This is a genomic window from Mycobacterium sp. URHB0044 (assembly GCF_000620625.1).
GTDB lineage: Bacteria > Actinomycetota > Actinomycetes > Mycobacteriales > Mycobacteriaceae > Mycobacterium.
On record NZ_JIAW01000018.1, the window covers coordinates 38,059 to 53,102 of the forward strand.

The window sequence follows — 15,044 nt, forward strand, 5'->3', positions numbered from 1 at the left end:
GCCTGGGCTCGCTCGGAACTATACATGTAAAGCTGACACCGTAAAAGAGCGCGCCGAAGGGCGCGACTGACTACTTCCCCGTGAACATCGGCGGACGGCGCTCGAGGAACGCCGCCTTGCCCTCTTGCGCATCGGCGGTGGATCCCACCCATAGCACCGCCTGTTGGGCGTCGCCGAGCGACGTCGCCAGTGTGTTCTCGAGCGCCCTTCGCATCATGAACTTCACTGCCCGCAAGGCCAACGGCGCCGCGGAGGCGAACCGGCTCGCCAGCTCCTGAGTGCGCTGCCCTAGCGCGTCGTCGTCGACGACTTCGGTCGCCAAGCCCAGCCGGAGCGCCTCGGCGGCATCGTAGAGCTCCGACAGCGCGACCATGCGAAAGGCCTTGTCGTATCCCATGGCTCGCGGGAACAGCCATGCGCCACCCTCGTCCGGGAGCAGTCCGGCTCGCGCACTGGTATCGCCCATCCGCGCGCTGGCGGCCACGATTCGGACGTCACACGCGAGCGCGAAGGCAAGCCCACCGTTGACGGCGATGCCATTGACGGCGCAGATCACCGGCTTGTCGAGCTGATGCAAGGCCGTGATGACGGCATGTGCGTCCTCCCGCAATTCACGGGCCCGTCCCAGCTGGTGTCCGAGCGCCTCGGCGAATCCCGCATCGGGCGATACGTCGCCGCCCGTGCAGAAGCCGCGCCCCTTGCCGGTCAACACCATGACGCGGATGTCGTCGTCGAGCCGAATCTGCCGAATGGCGTCGAGGAGCTCGGTACACATCTGGGGCGTGTAGGCGCCGAGCCGGTCGGGGCGATTGAGCGTGACCACCGCGACGCCGTCCCCCGGCGTGGAGAACTCGGCGTGAGGCGCCGAGCTGTTCATAGCCTGGCCGCCGAAGGTACCGATCCCGCGGCGAGGAGTTCGCCTCCGATGTCTGTCGTCGATGCCGCCCAACCGCCGTACAGGGCATCCAGCACGCGGCTGCGTTTGACGTAGCCGGGCAGCGCGTGTTCGGTGGTCAGCCCGATCGCGCCGCACACTTGCAGGCAGGCCCGGCTCGTCGTCTCGACCGCGCACCCGGCGTACGCCTTGGCCGTCCGCGCATCCCACGCGCTGCCGGTGCGCCACGCCACGCGGGTCAGCTCAGCGGCCCCGCGCACCAACGCGTAGCTCTCGGCCAGCCGATGCCGGGGACTTTGATTCGCGCCGATGGGGCGACCGAATTGGATCCGGTGGGTGATTTGGTCGGCCGCCAAACGCAGCATTGCAGTCCCGTTTCCCACCAGTTCGGAGCACAGCGCCCGCTGGGCGGCGGCGGTGACGTCAGCCCAGTCCACCTCCACCTGGAGCGCCGCGGCACGCTCGACAGCGAGCCGAACCCGCCGTAGCCCTGAGCCGGAATCGAACCCTCCGACCGCGGTCACGGCCGAATCCGGGACGTCGACGACGAAGGCTTGCTCGAGCGTCGCAACTACGACCGGTTGGTCGACCTCCCCCAGGACCACGCCGTCGATCTGGACCACGTTGCCGACGATGCGTGCGGACGCAACCCCGTTCACAGGGTGGACGACCCGAGCTCTGGTGCCGTCCGCCAGTTCGGCGAAGGCCACCATGTCCAACGCCGACGAGGACCGCCCGATCGCTCCTTGCTCGGTGAACAACAAGTCGAGGGCGGCCGCGGGGTCATCGGCGACGACGTCACTCCAGCCGAGCTCGTCCAGACCGCTGACGATGTCGCCGTCCCGGGCCTCGAAGAGGTCGCGGATGGAGCCCTTCAGCAGGTCGCGTGTCTCACTGTCCATGTGGCGTCCTACTCGCATTCTCCCTGGGAAGATGCAGGATTCGGTCGGCGACGATGCTGTATTGGACTTCGCGTGCGCCGCCGTAGATGGAGGCGGCCCGCGAGTACCACCATCGGTCGCGCCAGGCGGCCGCGCTCTCGTCATCCGAGATCAGCACGTCGGAACCAAGCAGCGACATCGCGGCGTCCAGGACGTCCTGCTCCGCCGTCGACAGCAGCAGCTTGTCCACGCTGGTCTCCGATCCCACCGTCACGTTCGACGCGAGCTTGCCCAGCGTGTCCGCGGTGCGGGCGCGCAATGCGGCCAGGTTCAAATACGCCCGCCCGACGATGGCAGCACTGCGCGAATCCAGCGCGGTGGGAGTGCAATTCAGGGCACGGAGGAGCTGTTGCAGATACGCCGTCGCAGTTGCCATCCGCATCCATGCGTACGTTCCGCGTTCGTACTGCAGGAGATCCATGGCGACCGCCCAACCGCCCCCATCGGTTCCGATCACGCGCTCGGCGTCGACGACGACGTCGGTGAAGAAGACTTCAGCGAGTTCCTCGCGGCCACTGGCCAGTGCGATGGGCCGCCGTTCCACGCCGGCCGCGTCGAGGTCGACCAGCAGCATGACCAGGCCTCGATGTCGATCACTCACTGCCCCGCTGCGTGCGAGCAGCACGATGCGATCGGCGAATGCGCCGTACGACGTCCAGATCTTCTGACCGTTGATCAGGTAGGTGCCATCGTCCTGTTCGACGGCCTTGGTGCGCAACGCGGCCAGGTCGCTGCCCGCCTCGGGTTCAGAGAACCCCTGGGACCACAGTTCGTTGCCGCGCAGCGCCGCTGGAAGCCGTTCCGCGGCGAGCTGCGGAGCGTGCTTGACCACCGCGGGGCCAACCACCTCCAGCACCAGCAGGTGTTCTGGGATGTCGTAACCCGCCAGGGCCAGCCGTTCGAGCAGTTGAGCGCGAATGAGTGCTGAACCACCAAAACCGCCAACGGCTTCCGGCCATCCCCAACGCAGCCAACCGCCGTCGTGCAGCCAATTCATCATGCGCCGGGAATGTCCGAGTTGACCGGCCATGTCGGTGGCCGGTACCCGTAGGGGTGCCAATTCGTCCGCAGAATCCCGCAGGGCCGCCTCGAAGTCGTCGAGGATCTGATCGGTATCGGCGACGGCGGTCACGTCTGCGCTCCAAGGTGCGGCTCCGGTGTCATCTTCGACCTCCTCGACGTCCGATACCGAACTATACATGTATAGGAGACTGCCACGGAATGCCGGACGCTGGAAGGCATATGGTTATATGATTCTGATGTATGGCGAACGGGAGGCCAGAGTGGTGAACGAGGCGAAGGTGGCCACGCTCGTCGAGCGTATTGCGCTCGAAGTGTCGGAGGGCCGCCTCCCCAGCGCGCAGGTAGCAGTTGGCCACGGCGGACGACTCGTGGCCTTCCACACCTTCGGCGACGCCGACGATACGACTCGGTACCGGCTGCAGTCGGCGAGCCGGCCCTTCGTAGCGGGCGCACTGTGGAAGGTGATCGACGAGCACGGCGTCGACATCACCGCGCCGGTGTCCACGTGGATTCCCGGCTTCTGCGAGGGCGTCACGTTGGAGGACATCGCCACCCACAGGGCCGGACTCGCCTACGCACCCTTGGGCGCCAAGCGCATGGCGACGCGCCAATCGCGACTCGACGCCATGTCGCGCTGGCAGCCCGACCCCGAAAGCCGCGGCCACCTTCAGTTCTCGTTGACGTCGTCGGGATGGGTGATCTGGGAGGTCATCGAAGCGCTCACGGGGTTGGCCCTTCCGGACTATCTCGCCAAGCACATCGCCGGCCCGCTGGGCCTCTCCGCCCAGCTCGCGGTTCCGATCGAGGAACAGGCCGACGTGGCTCCAATGGTGCTGTTGGGCGATGCATCCGACGAGTTGGATCCCTGGGGCCCGTGGTACCTGGATCCGGCGGAAGTGCTGGCCAGGGGCGAACCTTCGCACAGCGTGGTGGCGACGGCGGCCGACGTGGCAATGCACTATCAAGGCATGTTGCACTCCGACGTATGGTCGAAACGTGCTGTCGCCGAGGGCAGCCGGGTGTACGTCACAGAGCCGGTACACGGCCCCGCCGTCCACGGTGGCACCGACTACCCGATCTCCATCGGGCTGTTCGTGACCATCCGCGGCGAGTCCTGGCAGGACGGTTGGATGCCGGCCACCGGTTCGCCGCAGACCTTCGGACACGGCGGCGCACCGCTGCAGCAGTCCTTCTGCGACCCGACCACCGGCCTCAGCTTCGCCTTCCTGACCAACGGCTATCCGGCTACGGGCTACGCCTTCGACCGCTGGGGCAAGAACCTGTCGACCGTGGTGCTCGACTTGGCCGGCGACATCGTCTGAACGACGGGCGAACTCACACGGTCGCTGCGACCGACGGTTCGAACACGATGGGCAAGTAGGTGACGTTGCGTACCGCGACGTTGTCGTAGACCAACTGCTCGTCGGCCGCGACCGCGAAGTTCGGAATGCGCGCCAACACCTCTTCGATGGCCAGCCGCATCTCGAGCCGCGCCAGGTGCGAACCAAGGCAACGGTGTGTGCCACTGGCGAACACGATGTGGTTGGGGCGACGGGAGAAGTCGACGGTCAGGGGATCCGGGTAGGCGTTGGGGTCGACGTTGCCCGCTGCCCAGATCGGGTGCATGGCTTCGCCCTTCTGGATGACGAGGCCGTCGCCAAGGTCGATCTCGTCCTCGGCATATCGCATGCCCGACGGCACCGGTGACTCGAAGCGCATGATCTCCTCGACGGCCGCGGGAATCAATGACGGATCCTCGACGAGCCGCTGACGCTCCTCGGGGTGCTGCGCCAACCAGGCGAGGGTGCACGACAGGGACGACGTGACGGTGTCCAGTCCGGCGAACATGAAGAGGAACAGAATGTTCAGCAACTCCAGGTCGGTCAGCGGCGCTCCCTCGACCTCGGCCGTCAGCAGCGAGCCGATGATGTCGTCGACGTCGGGAGCCGCCCTCCGCTTGGCGAGGAAGTCGTTGAAGTAGGTGAGCAACTTTGCGCCCGCGACGGCCATGTTGGCATTCATCTCGTCGAGCGAGTCGCCCTTGGGGTGTATGACGCCGTCCTTGAACTCCAAGAAGAAGTCGAGATCCTCGACCGGCGCACCGAGCAGCCGTAGAAACGTCAGACAAGGCAGGGGAACGCAGAAGCTCTCGGCGAGGTCGACCTTGCCCTTGTCGGCGAACTCGTCGATCAGTTCACGCGCGAGCTGACGGACCGAATCCTCCAGGCGCGCAACCTGCTTGGGCGCGAACAGCGGGTCGAGCAGACGCCGCCACTTCCGATGATCGCTACCGTCGATCTCGAGCGGAATCAACGCGCCATCGTTGCCGAAGCTACCGCCACGACCACCGGTGCCCAATACCGCGGGATGTCGATTGATGGCGACGATGTCGGCCTGACGGTAGAGGTGCACGACGCCCTCGATGCGCTCGGCGCGCACATTGGCAGCCTTTTCGTAGTACACGGTCTGCGGCGTGGCCATGTCCGCCACGGACTGCGTGAACTGCGAAATCCGGGGGTCGAACCGTTCACCCTCTTGCATGCGTCCTCCAAAATGTGTGACTTACTTTACACCGTACATCTACCTTGACGAATATCACAGTGCCGGGGGCGAGCGAATCTGTAGATCACACCTTGGTCGCGCCCATGTCCACTGTCAGCTGGGTACCGGTCACCGCCCTGGACAAGTCCGACGCCAAGTAGACGACGGCGTCGGAGATGTCCCCCGGCTCTGCGATCGGGATGGTGGGCAACAGGCTGGCGAACGATGTGCCGTAATTGGGGTGCGCCGAGAGCAATTCGACCATTTTGGCGTCCTCGGCGGCCATGGGCGTGAGCACACCCCATGGATGAATGGAATTGACCCTGATGCCGTACTCACCGAGTTCGATGGCGGCGGTCTTGGTCAGCCCCACGACACCATGCTTGGCTGCGCTGTAGTGCGCCTGCCCGGGGAGCGACTTGATTCCGGAAACCGAACTGATGGTGACGATCGATCCGCCGTTGCCCGCCGCCAGCATGTGAGGCACCGCGGCCTTCAATGTCCGCCAGACACCGGTGAGGTTGACGTCGATCAGCGTGCTCCACTGGTCGTCGGACATTTCCCAGAAGCGTCCCCAACTCACGATGCCCGCGTTGGCCACGACGACGTCCAACCGACCGCCGAACTCGCCAACGCCATGCGCGAGGACCTTGTCGAGTGCCTCCGAGTCGCGGACGTCGGCAGTCGTCGCATGGATTCGTCCACCGCCTTGCTCGACGAGTCGTACCGTCTCGTCGAGGTCCGCCTCACTCGCAGGTGGATAGCCCTCGTAGTCCGAGACGCGCGCAGCCACATCGACGGCGATGATCGACGCCCCCTCCAGGGCGAGCCGCTGAGCGTGACTTCGGCCCTGTCCACGTGCGGCACCCGTGACGAACGCAACCTTGCCGTCGAGTAATCCCATTGCTGCTACTGCCCTTTCATGTTCGAACGATAGGTGGACCGTCGACTGATGTCAGGTGGCCAGCGCGATGTCGTGCAACTGACCGTTCAAGAAGTCCGGGCGGCCCATCATTCGAGGCAGCAGCCGCCGCCGCGCAAACCGCCATCCGGCCTCCGTGCGGATGACGTCGTCGCGGTAGACGCCCAGGAACAGGATCCCGCGTCCGTCCTTGCTGCGCCTGGCCCATTCCGTGATGGTGAAGTGCGTGGTCGCAGTGTCGCCGTCGACCTCGACGAGGCCCTGGTGCAGCGTCTGGAAGACGAAATCCAGGCTCGAGACCGTGCGCCCGATGGTCTCGGCGATGGCGGCTCGGCCGACCGCGTCCTCGGTGGTCGGGGTGGACAGCACCCCGTTCTCGGCATAGGCCTCGACGGCTTCCTCGACGGCGAAGCGGCACATGGCCTCCGAGTACGAGGCGGCAAGGTGGTTGATCGCGATGATGTCGGCGACTTGCTGCGGGTCGGGTTGGGTGAGGATCACGATGCTCCTTCGGTCCGTTCGAGCTGCTGACGAGTCAGACGCACCAGCGCCGTGGCCACGACGTTGGTCTCGTCATCGTCCTGATGCATTCGCGCACTGACGAGCACCGAGCCGCCCACGTCCGAGCGCACCGATGCAGTCGCGACGAACGGACCCTTCTTGCCCGCCTTGACGATCCGGACGTCGAAGCTCTCCACGCGGGTCGCACCACCAGGTGCTTGCAGCGCCGCCGCTTCGAGCGCGACCATGATCGGCCCGTGGTGCAGGACGATGCCGCCCAGCCGCGGGGTCAGCGCCTCGATGACGTAGCTGCCGTCGGCGCGTCCCTCGGCGCCATACGCGGCGGCCAGTGGAGGTAGATCGGCCGTGTCCTCCACTCCCGGCCCGGGGTCGATGTACTCGAAACCGCTTGCGGTAGGTGTGATCACGGTCCAGTCGGCGGTGCCGATACCGATGAGTCGACTCGGGTCGGCAGCATCGGTGAAGGTGGCTTCGGTGAAGATCTGGCTACGCGCCTGTCGCGTCAGCGAGCCCTGCACGTCGATGGCGACAACACCAACGGCGGGCCCACACAATTGAACGCTGACGTGCGTGAGCGCAAGTTGCCAGTGTCTGTCGACGGCGATGCCCGCGGTGTCCAACATGGCGACCGCCACGGGAGCAGCCAGTAGTCCTTCGCCGTGGCGCATGTCGCTGCGTATCGACATGTGACCGCGCGCCCCGAAGCCGTCCCCGAGTACCGACCGGCAGCCGAGGTACCGGTAGCTCATCAATTCGGCGACGGTCTGCGACCAGACTCCGTAGATCTCGGTGTCCATCTACGCTCCCCGGCAGTCGGCAATGACCTTAATGAACTAACTATATACGCGTAAAGACGTCACGCTAGCGGTCGCCCGCGAGCAAGGGTGCGAGCCGCGTGCAAATGGTCTGCACGTTGCGAGCCACGTCCGCTTCGGCCATGCCCCCGATCGATGCCCACAGGAACACTGTCTGCACCGGGGCTCCTGCGGTGTAGTCACGAATCTGTTCGGCCACCACCTCCGGCGTCCCGTACATGAACGAGCCAAGCGGTCCGTCGCGGCCCGACTGCACCAGCCGCTCCACGTCGACGGGCTTGGGCGGCGGCGCCTCGGTGCCTTCGACCATGTGTCGCCGGTACGAATCGAGTTGGTGCGCAAGGTGTTCGCTGACCATGGGCCAGTCCCGTTCGGGATCGTCGGAGACCCAACCCTGGATGCCGCCAGCCATGACGCCGGCCGACGCAGGATGCCCAGCCTCGGTCAAACCCGCGGCATACGACTCCCACAGTCCGGCATTTGCCGAAAGCAGGGGTGCCCCCAACCGGCCCGCCCGCCGCGCGCCCTGCGGCCCCTGGTAGCCCAACCACACTGGCACCGGGTCCTGCACCGGGCGGGGGCGCACTCCGTCCGGACCCCACAGCTCACGCAGGCGCCGCACCGTGTCGTCGGTCTGCTTGTACCGCGCAGTGAGCGAGGCGTCGAAGAGTTCGAATTCTGGGACCCGATAGCCGGTGCCAAGGCCCAGGTCCAGCCGTCCGTCGGACAGGATGTCCACGACGACGCTCTGTTCGGCGATCTCGGCCGGGTGGTGAAGTGGGGCGATCAGGATCGCGGTGCCGAGTCGCATGCGGCGCGTGCGTGCCGCGGCGGCAGCGGCCATGGTGAGCGGACTGGTCAGATAGCCGTCGTCGAACAGGTGGTGCTCGGAGAACCACGCGGACGATGCGCCGAGCCGCTCGGCCTCCTCACACATCTCGAGCGTGAAGCCGTACAGCCTCGACGGGTTCTGCGCCCACTGCGCAGGATTGCGCAGGTCGAAGTAGACGCCGACCTCGATTCCGGATTGGTTCGTCGGCTGTGTCATGCGGTTTCACGACGTCGGGGCACGGTCGCCTCCCATGGACAAGCGTTGATGTTTGACCATTTTACACTGTAACGTTGCTAATCGTAGATACGATTCGATACAAGCTCCGCGCAGCGGAGCAACTGCGATCTGGAGGCTGCAAGTGGGCACTACCAAGCGAGCCGTCGTCATCGCGATCGGAACGACGGCAGTGGCGCTTGGGCTGGCCACACCCGCCGCGGCGGCGCCAGGTGACGACCCGTGCCCGCTCGCGATGGCCTTCCTGTGTCGCATGCTTCCCGTCGCGCCGGACCTCGACCACGACATCGATCTCACCCAGGATTCGGCCACCATCAACGGCGACGTGCTCCCCCAGATGCCATCAGCTCCCGAGGGCGCCGCGGACACCGACGGCCAGCCACCAGCATCACCCTGACTGAACAGCACGTGTCGAGTCAGTCCTCGATGGTGATCGCGAGCTCCGGGCACGCCGCCGCGCCGTCGCGGGTCGCCTGCTCGTCGCCTGGCTTCACCTCGTGATCCTCGAGGATCGAGTAGCCAGAGTCGTCGATCGGGAAGAGGTCCGGATGGACGGCGTAACACTGGGCGTGACCGACGCACTTCGATTGGTCTAGCCGAACCTTCATGAGTCAAATCCCTACTCGGGTCACTGAGACCACGTCCCGACACCCGATCTATATCGATAACTTATTGCACTGTATGCAGCGACGATACCCAACAGCACGGCAGTAGGTCAGCAGGCCACCCGAATCGAGTACCGCTGCGAAATGCGTGCGCTGGGATTCTTGGCGTCGAAGCCCATCGCCGAACCCTTGATCTCGTAGGTACGGCCGATCTGCACCACCGTCGGAGCGTCGCCGAGCCCTTGCCAGTAGCTGCCGGTAAAGCCGTCGACACTGCGCAACTCAACGGATCGAGCCGCGAGGCCGCCAGTGCTATCGATGGTCGCAATCGTGCCTTCACCGTCCTTTCCGGTCACGATGGTGGTCTGCGCACCAGCGGGGCTACAGCGGACCAATTCAGACGCGACGAGCGGCTGTCCTGCGATGCTTACTTCCGACATACCCGCACCCAACACGCCGGGTCCCGGGGTCGCCTGCGGCGGGCTCGAACATGCGGCGAGGCTGCACGCGAGCAGACCTCCAGACATCGACGCCACGACGACACCAAGCACTCTCATAGTGCGGCAAAGCATAAATCATTTATCTCATTGCGGGGTAGAGTCAGCACGAGTTCCACGCAGAGATCTTCCGGGAAGGCGTCGATGACCATGAGGGTTGTGACTCTATGTGCGCTGGCATCGATGCTGCTGGGGGCCTTCGTGACCACCGCAGCACCGGCGAATGCAGACAACAGGCGCCTGAACAACAGCGTCTTCCTCAACATCTACACGATGCAGCACCAGGCCGGCTGCACCACGGAAGCGAAGGTCGACGGGCGCCTCGTCGAGGCGGCTCACCGCCAAGCGCTCGACGCCGTCAACAACCCGGACCTCAACGGCGACCTGGGTACGGACGGCTCGACACCTCAGTCCAGGGCCAACGATGCCGGTTTCGAGGGCACCGTGGCGCAGACCGTGGCGACCAATCCCGCGCTCGCCATCAACGGCATCGACATCCTCGGGCAGTGGTACTGGGATCCGGTCGCCAAGGCGACGATCGAGAACTGTGCCAACACCGCGATCGGGGTGTGGTCGGAGAACAGCCTCGCCCGGTCGGTGGTCGTCGCCGTGTACGGCCAACCCGCATGACGCCCCGGCGCTAGAAGACGTAGCGGGCAATCAGGTCGGCCACTGCGGCCGGCTTGTCGACGCCTTCGATCTCGATGGTGTGACGGACCGTCAGATTGATTGTGGAGTCGTCGACCTTCGCGGCATCAGTAAGCTCGGACCGCAGGCGAATTCGACTCCCCGCCTTCACCGCCGACAGGAAACGCACCTTGTTGAGCCCATAGTTGATGCCCATCTTGGCGTTGTCCACCCGGTAATTGCCCTTGCTGAGTCCGGGGATCAGCGACAGCGTCAGGAATCCGTGCGCAATCGGCGCGCCGTAGGGACTCTCGGCCTTCGCCCGCTCGACGTCGACGTGGATCCACTGTCGGTCCAGCGTCGTCGTCGCGAAGTCGTCGATGCGGTCCTGCTCGATCACGAACCAGTCGGTCACCCCGAGCACTTCCCCCACCGCTTCGACAGCCTCGTCTATCGATGCAATCACCTTCACCTGACAACCTCGCCTTCTTCGAGTGGTATTAGTTTATCTATTTAACGGTATACGCTCGACCGAGTCGACGGCGACCCCACCGCCGTGCGTGAGAGAAGGGATCTGAGATGACGGAGTTGATTGCGGAGCACCTCTTCCGCGTCGAAGGCGACCGCGCGGTGCTGCTTGGGTCACGTCGCCGGTCCACCGGTGTCGTGAAGTTCCCCGCGGAACGGCCGGAGCTGTTCGACGGCACCGACGACATCGAGCCGGTCGAGTTGGTGACCGAAGGATCGTTGTTCACCTTCACCACCCAGGAGTTCCCGCCGCCGCTGCCCTACCGCGGCAAGCGGTCTCCCGAAGACTTTCGACCGTATGTCGTCGGCTTCGTCGAACTCGCCGACCACGTGCTGGTGGAATCGCTCATCGTGGGCGCATCCGCCGACAACCTGCACATCGGACAGCAGCTGGTCTCCACAACCACGGCGATCGAGTTCGACGACGGACGATCCGTGCTGACGTTCGCCTTTCGTCCGGCCTGATCGCCCACCGACGTTCCCTTGCAGTGCAGCTCTATCCCGGCGAGCAGACTTCGCCGATACGTTTAATCCGGTATATAGTTAAAGCGTTTAACGCGACCATGGCGGAGGTATGACATGACGACCAAGCCCGAGATCGCCATCATTGGTGTCGGTCTGCACCCGTTCGGCAGGTACCCGGACAGGTCCGCGTTGGAAATGGGAGCCGTGGCGATCGGACGCGCATTGGCCGACGCCGGCGTGGCGTGGTCCGACGTGAACGGCCTCTGGGCCGGCAGCCTCGAAGTCGCCAATCCGGAGGCAGTCACGGGGCTGGTCGGCATGACCGGTCTGCCCGCCCGGTCGACACTCAGTGGCTGCGCCACCGGCAATTCGTTGCTGACACTCGCCGCGCGCGACGTCGAACTGGGTGAGGCGGACATCGCCGTGGCCGTCGGACTCGACAAGCATCCGCGCGGCGCCTTCGGTGCCGATCCCTCGGTGTCCGGGCTGCCCCAGTGGTACGGCGAGCAAGGAATGTTTCTCACCACCCACTACTTCGGCACCAAGATCATGCGCTACATGCACGATCACGGAATCAGCGAGCGGACCCTTGCACGTGTCTCCGCCAAGAATCTCTCCAACGGGGCGCTCGCACCACACGCATGGCGGCGCAACCCCATCAGCATCGATGCCGTGCTGGAGTCTCCGGTCGTCAATGCCCCACTGCGGCAGTTCATGTACTGCAACCCGAACGAGGGTGCCGCCGCGGTCGTGGTGTGCCGCGCCGACAAGGCCAAGCAATACACCGACACCCCGATCTACTTGCGGTCGACCGCGCTGCGCAGCCGCCGCGAGGGCGCCTACGAGCTACTTCGCACCTCGATCGAATTGCCCCTCGTTCCCGGCACTACGGCCGAGGCCGCTGCTGCCGCGTACGAGCTCGCGGCGGTGGGACCCGAGGACGTCGACGTCGCCCAGCTCCAGGACACCGACAGCGGATCCGAGCTCATCCACATGGCTGAGACGGGGTTGTGCAAGGACGGCGAGCAAGAAGCATTGCTCGCCGACGGTGCCACCACCATCGGCGGTCGCCTGCCCGTGAACACCGACGGCGGACTGCTCGCCAACGGAGAGCCGGTGGGCGCCTCAGGGCTGCGTCAGATCTACGAACTGGTACACCAACTCCGCGGTACCGCCGGCGACCGTCAGGTGCCCAACGACCCGCGGGTGGCGCTCGCACAGCTCTACGGCGCACCCGGCACCTCGGCGGTCGCGATCCTCAGCCGATGAGTGGGATGTCGGTCGACGAGACCGAGGAACTCGCGCGCGCCGTTCGCGCCGTGTGCGACAAATACGCACAGCCAGAACAACTTCGGGCGGCATGCTACGACGGTGTCGGCGGCGATTCCGCGCAGAGCGAGCTGTGGACCGTCTTGTGCGGTCAGGTCGGCATCGCGGCCATCGCGATTCCGGAGCAGCTCGGCGGGGCCGGCTACGGCGCCACGGCACTGGGTGTGGTCGCGCGCGAACTCGGACGGGCGTTGGCGCCGGTGCCCTTCCTTTCGTCCTCAGTGCTCGCGGCGGGACTGCTCGCAGATGTCAGCGGCCACGACGCGGCCGCAGCGCAACTCTTGCGCGGCCTCGCCGACGGAGCGCGCACGGCCGCGGCGATCCTCACTGCCGACGGAGGATGGTGGGCTCCTGCAACGGCTCCCTTCGCGGCCCGTCAGAACGGTGACGCCTGGACGATCGACGGAGTGGCCCGCCACGTGCTCGCCGGTTCGGGTGCCGACGACTTGATCGCGTTGGCGACGATCGGCGACGAATTGGCGCTGATGGTCGTCGACCCCACGTCCGCCGGTGTGACCACGAGCCCCGAGCGAACCCTCGACGGCACCCGCCCGATGGCCACGGTGACGTGTGACGGCTCGCCCGCGGTCCGGCTCACCGGGCCCGATGAAGTCGCGGACCTCGTCGCACGCAACGTCGCGCTCGCCGTCGCCGTGTTGTCCGCCGAGCAGGTCGGCACGTGTGAGCGGATCCTCGAAATCACCTGTGAATATGCGCGTTCCCGCGTTCAGTTCGGTCGCGCGATCGGCAGCTTCCAGGCCATCAAGCATCGCTGCGCAGACATGCTGGTCGACCTGGAATGGGCCCGCTCGGCCTCGCAAGCCGCACTGCAGGTGCTCGACGGTGCTCACCCCGCGAGCAACGAAAGTGGTTGGCGGGCAAGCATGGCCAAGGCGGTGTGCTCCGAGGCGCTGCGCGCCGCCGCACACGCCAGCGTCCAGATTCACGGCGGTATCGGCTTCACCTGGGAAGGCTCACCCAACCTCTACCTGCGCCGCGCGCGCACCGACGAGGTGCTGTTCGGGTCCCCCGGTCTGCACTGGAATCGGCTTTCCCGGCAGGTGCACGCCGCAGCGACCGCGAGCAATTCCACGAATCCCGACGCAACGCTCGCGGATCCATCGGGCGCTTCCGCAGTGCGCGCAGAAATCCGCGACTTCCTCACAGCAGCAACCAAACCCGCAGGGTTGCGCAACTACGGACCCACTCCTACCCCGGCCGACGTCGATCCCGGCCGGCAGTGGCACCGCTTCCTCGCCGACCATGGCTACGCATGCTTGCACTGGCCTGCCGAGCACGGAGGAGCGAATGCATCGGTGCTACGGCAGGCGATCTTCGCCGAGGAGTGCGCCCTGGCGGGGGTGCCCCGGCAGCTCAGCATCACCGGTGTCGACCTCGTCGGACCCGTGCTCATCGCCTACGGCTCCGACGGCCAGAAGCGGCGGTACCTTGAGCCGATCCGGCTGGGCGACGACGTCTGGACGCAGCTGTTCTCCGAACCGGGAGCCGGATCGGATCTGGCCGGAATACGCACCAAGGCCGAGCGCACGGCGACGGGTTGGCGGGTCGACGGGCAGAAGGTCTGGAGCTCGGGCGCTAGTTCAGCGGCCTACGGCCTGCTTTTGGCCCGCACCGGACCCGAATCACACGATGGTCTGAGCATGTTCGTCGTGCCGATGGACGCCGACGGTGTGACGGTGCGACCACTACGGCAGATCGATGGCGAGAGCAAGTTCAACGAGGTGTTCCTCGATTCGGTCGCACTGCCCGACGACGCGCTGATCGGCGAGGTCGGCCAGGGCTGGAAGATCGCCATGCTGACCCTCGGTCGGGAGCGGTTGACGTTGGGCTCGCAGGCGGTCGGGATGTTCCAGCGCCACGCCCACATGACCGCCGCAGCCCGCCAGCGCGGACTTCTCGACCAGGTGCTCGAACGGTCACTGACCAAACTGTGGGCGCGAATGTGGTTGCTGCGCTTCACCTGGGAGCGCGCCGTCGCCGAGGGGGACACCGCTTCGTCGGCTTTCTCGGTGCTCAAGTTGATGACCTCGGAGACCGATCAGGAGCTCGGCGACCTGGCCACCGACGTGCTCGGGACGGACGCCTGCGTCGATCCCGCCGATGACGAGCTGGTGCAGCACATGCTGGTGGCGCGGGCCCAGACGATCCTCGGGGGTACCAGCGAGATTCAGCGCAACATCCTCGGCGAGCGAGTGCTCGGGCTACCAAGAGAACCGCGGTGAATCGCATCGCCACGGACAGCGGCTT

General features: G+C 65.9%; 17 protein-coding genes. 6 read left to right on the forward strand and 11 right to left on the reverse strand.

Features of this window, described 5'->3' with window-relative positions:
• Positions 1–70: 70 nt before the first annotated feature.
• Genes N536_RS0127345 through N536_RS0127355 form a run of 3 tightly spaced genes read right to left on the reverse strand, consistent with a single transcriptional unit; the run spans position 71 to position 3,037 of the window.
• Positions 71–877, reverse strand: a complete 807-nt coding sequence (locus N536_RS0127345; RefSeq protein WP_029116517.1) for an enoyl-CoA hydratase/isomerase family protein — start codon at positions 875–877, stop codon at positions 71–73.
• Positions 874–1,797: an acyl-CoA dehydrogenase family protein gene (locus N536_RS0127350; RefSeq protein WP_029116518.1), complete on the reverse strand. Its 924-nt coding sequence runs from the start codon at positions 1,795–1,797 to the stop codon at positions 874–876. Before N536_RS0127350 ends, N536_RS0127345 begins: the two co-directional genes overlap by 4 nt.
• Positions 1,787–3,037 (reverse strand): acyl-CoA dehydrogenase family protein, encoded by a 1,251-nt coding sequence (locus N536_RS0127355; RefSeq protein ID WP_081809407.1) that lies wholly within the window; start codon positions 3,035–3,037, stop codon positions 1,787–1,789. Before N536_RS0127355 ends, N536_RS0127350 begins: the two co-directional genes overlap by 11 nt.
• Before the next feature lie 49 nt (positions 3,038–3,086).
• On the opposite strand from N536_RS0127355, the gene N536_RS0127360 reads away from it, so the two are divergent.
• Positions 3,087–4,181, forward strand: a complete 1,095-nt coding sequence (locus tag N536_RS0127360) for a serine hydrolase (protein ID WP_064751593.1) — start codon at positions 3,087–3,089, stop codon at positions 4,179–4,181.
• 13 nt (positions 4,182–4,194) lie between these two features.
• Here N536_RS0127360 and N536_RS0127365 read toward each other — a convergent pair whose 3' ends face one another.
• The 5 genes from N536_RS0127365 to N536_RS0127385 all read right to left on the reverse strand — a co-directional run bounded on the left by N536_RS0127365 (position 4,195) and on the right by N536_RS0127385 (position 8,707).
• On the reverse strand, positions 4,195–5,400 hold the full coding sequence (locus tag N536_RS0127365) for a cytochrome P450 (protein ID WP_029116521.1): 1,206 nt from the start codon (positions 5,398–5,400) through the stop codon (positions 4,195–4,197).
• An 85-nt stretch (positions 5,401–5,485) separates the two neighbouring features.
• Complete coding sequence (locus N536_RS0127370) at positions 5,486–6,304, reverse strand: mycofactocin-coupled SDR family oxidoreductase (protein WP_029116522.1); 819 nt, start codon at positions 6,302–6,304, stop codon at positions 5,486–5,488.
• Positions 6,305–6,355: 51 nt separating this feature from the next.
• The gene (locus tag N536_RS0127375) at positions 6,356–6,823 is read right to left on the reverse strand and encodes a nuclear transport factor 2 family protein (RefSeq protein ID WP_029116523.1); all 468 of its coding nucleotides are present in this window, start codon (positions 6,821–6,823) and stop codon (positions 6,356–6,358) included.
• Positions 6,820–7,641: a hypothetical protein gene (locus N536_RS0127380; protein ID WP_029116524.1), complete on the reverse strand. Its 822-nt coding sequence runs from the start codon at positions 7,639–7,641 to the stop codon at positions 6,820–6,822. Before N536_RS0127380 ends, N536_RS0127375 begins: the two co-directional genes overlap by 4 nt.
• Positions 7,642–7,705: 64 nt before the next feature.
• Positions 7,706–8,707 carry an LLM class flavin-dependent oxidoreductase gene (locus N536_RS0127385; RefSeq protein WP_231514652.1) on the reverse strand — a complete coding sequence of 334 codons (1,002 nt, stop codon included), beginning with the start codon at positions 8,705–8,707 and terminating at the stop codon, positions 7,706–7,708.
• A gap of 142 nt (positions 8,708–8,849) precedes the next feature.
• On the opposite strand from N536_RS0127385, the gene N536_RS39655 reads away from it, so the two are divergent.
• Positions 8,850–9,122, forward strand: coding sequence for a fibronectin-binding protein (locus N536_RS39655; protein ID WP_231514653.1), 273 nt, complete (start codon positions 8,850–8,852; stop codon positions 9,120–9,122).
• Positions 9,123–9,141: 19 nt separating this feature from the next.
• Here N536_RS39655 and N536_RS0127395 read toward each other — a convergent pair whose 3' ends face one another.
• Both N536_RS0127395 and N536_RS0127400 read right to left on the reverse strand, forming a co-directional pair.
• On the reverse strand, positions 9,142–9,333 hold the full coding sequence (locus tag N536_RS0127395) for a ferredoxin (RefSeq protein WP_029116526.1): 192 nt from the start codon (positions 9,331–9,333) through the stop codon (positions 9,142–9,144).
• Between the two features lie 107 nt (positions 9,334–9,440).
• Positions 9,441–9,770: a lipoprotein LpqH gene (locus N536_RS0127400; protein WP_051574808.1), complete on the reverse strand. Its 330-nt coding sequence runs from the start codon at positions 9,768–9,770 to the stop codon at positions 9,441–9,443.
• A 207-nt stretch (positions 9,771–9,977) separates the two neighbouring features.
• Between N536_RS0127400 and N536_RS0127405 the strand changes: the two genes are divergently transcribed.
• Positions 9,978–10,457, forward strand: coding sequence for a CAP domain-containing protein (locus N536_RS0127405; protein WP_369798476.1), 480 nt, complete (start codon positions 9,978–9,980; stop codon positions 10,455–10,457).
• Positions 10,458–10,467: 10 nt separating this feature from the next.
• On the opposite strand, the gene N536_RS0127410 is transcribed toward N536_RS0127405, so the two are convergent.
• Positions 10,468–10,926, reverse strand: coding sequence for a MaoC family dehydratase (locus tag N536_RS0127410; RefSeq protein WP_029116529.1), 459 nt, complete (start codon positions 10,924–10,926; stop codon positions 10,468–10,470).
• Positions 10,927–11,033: 107 nt separating this feature from the next.
• Between N536_RS0127410 and N536_RS0127415 the strand changes: the two genes are divergently transcribed.
• The 3 genes from N536_RS0127415 (at position 11,034) to N536_RS41815 (ending at position 15,019) form a co-directional block, all read left to right on the forward strand.
• Positions 11,034–11,447, forward strand: a complete 414-nt coding sequence (locus N536_RS0127415; RefSeq protein ID WP_029116530.1) for a Zn-ribbon domain-containing OB-fold protein — start codon at positions 11,034–11,036, stop codon at positions 11,445–11,447.
• Positions 11,448–11,561: 114 nt separating this feature from the next.
• Entirely contained in the window at positions 11,562–12,716 is a 1,155-nt protein-coding gene (locus N536_RS0127420; protein ID WP_029116531.1) for a thiolase family protein, read from the forward strand.
• Entirely contained in the window at positions 12,713–15,019 is a 2,307-nt protein-coding gene (locus N536_RS41815; protein WP_029116532.1) for an acyl-CoA dehydrogenase, read from the forward strand. Before N536_RS0127420 ends, N536_RS41815 begins: the two co-directional genes overlap by 4 nt.
• The last annotated feature ends 25 nt before the right edge of the window (positions 15,020–15,044 follow it).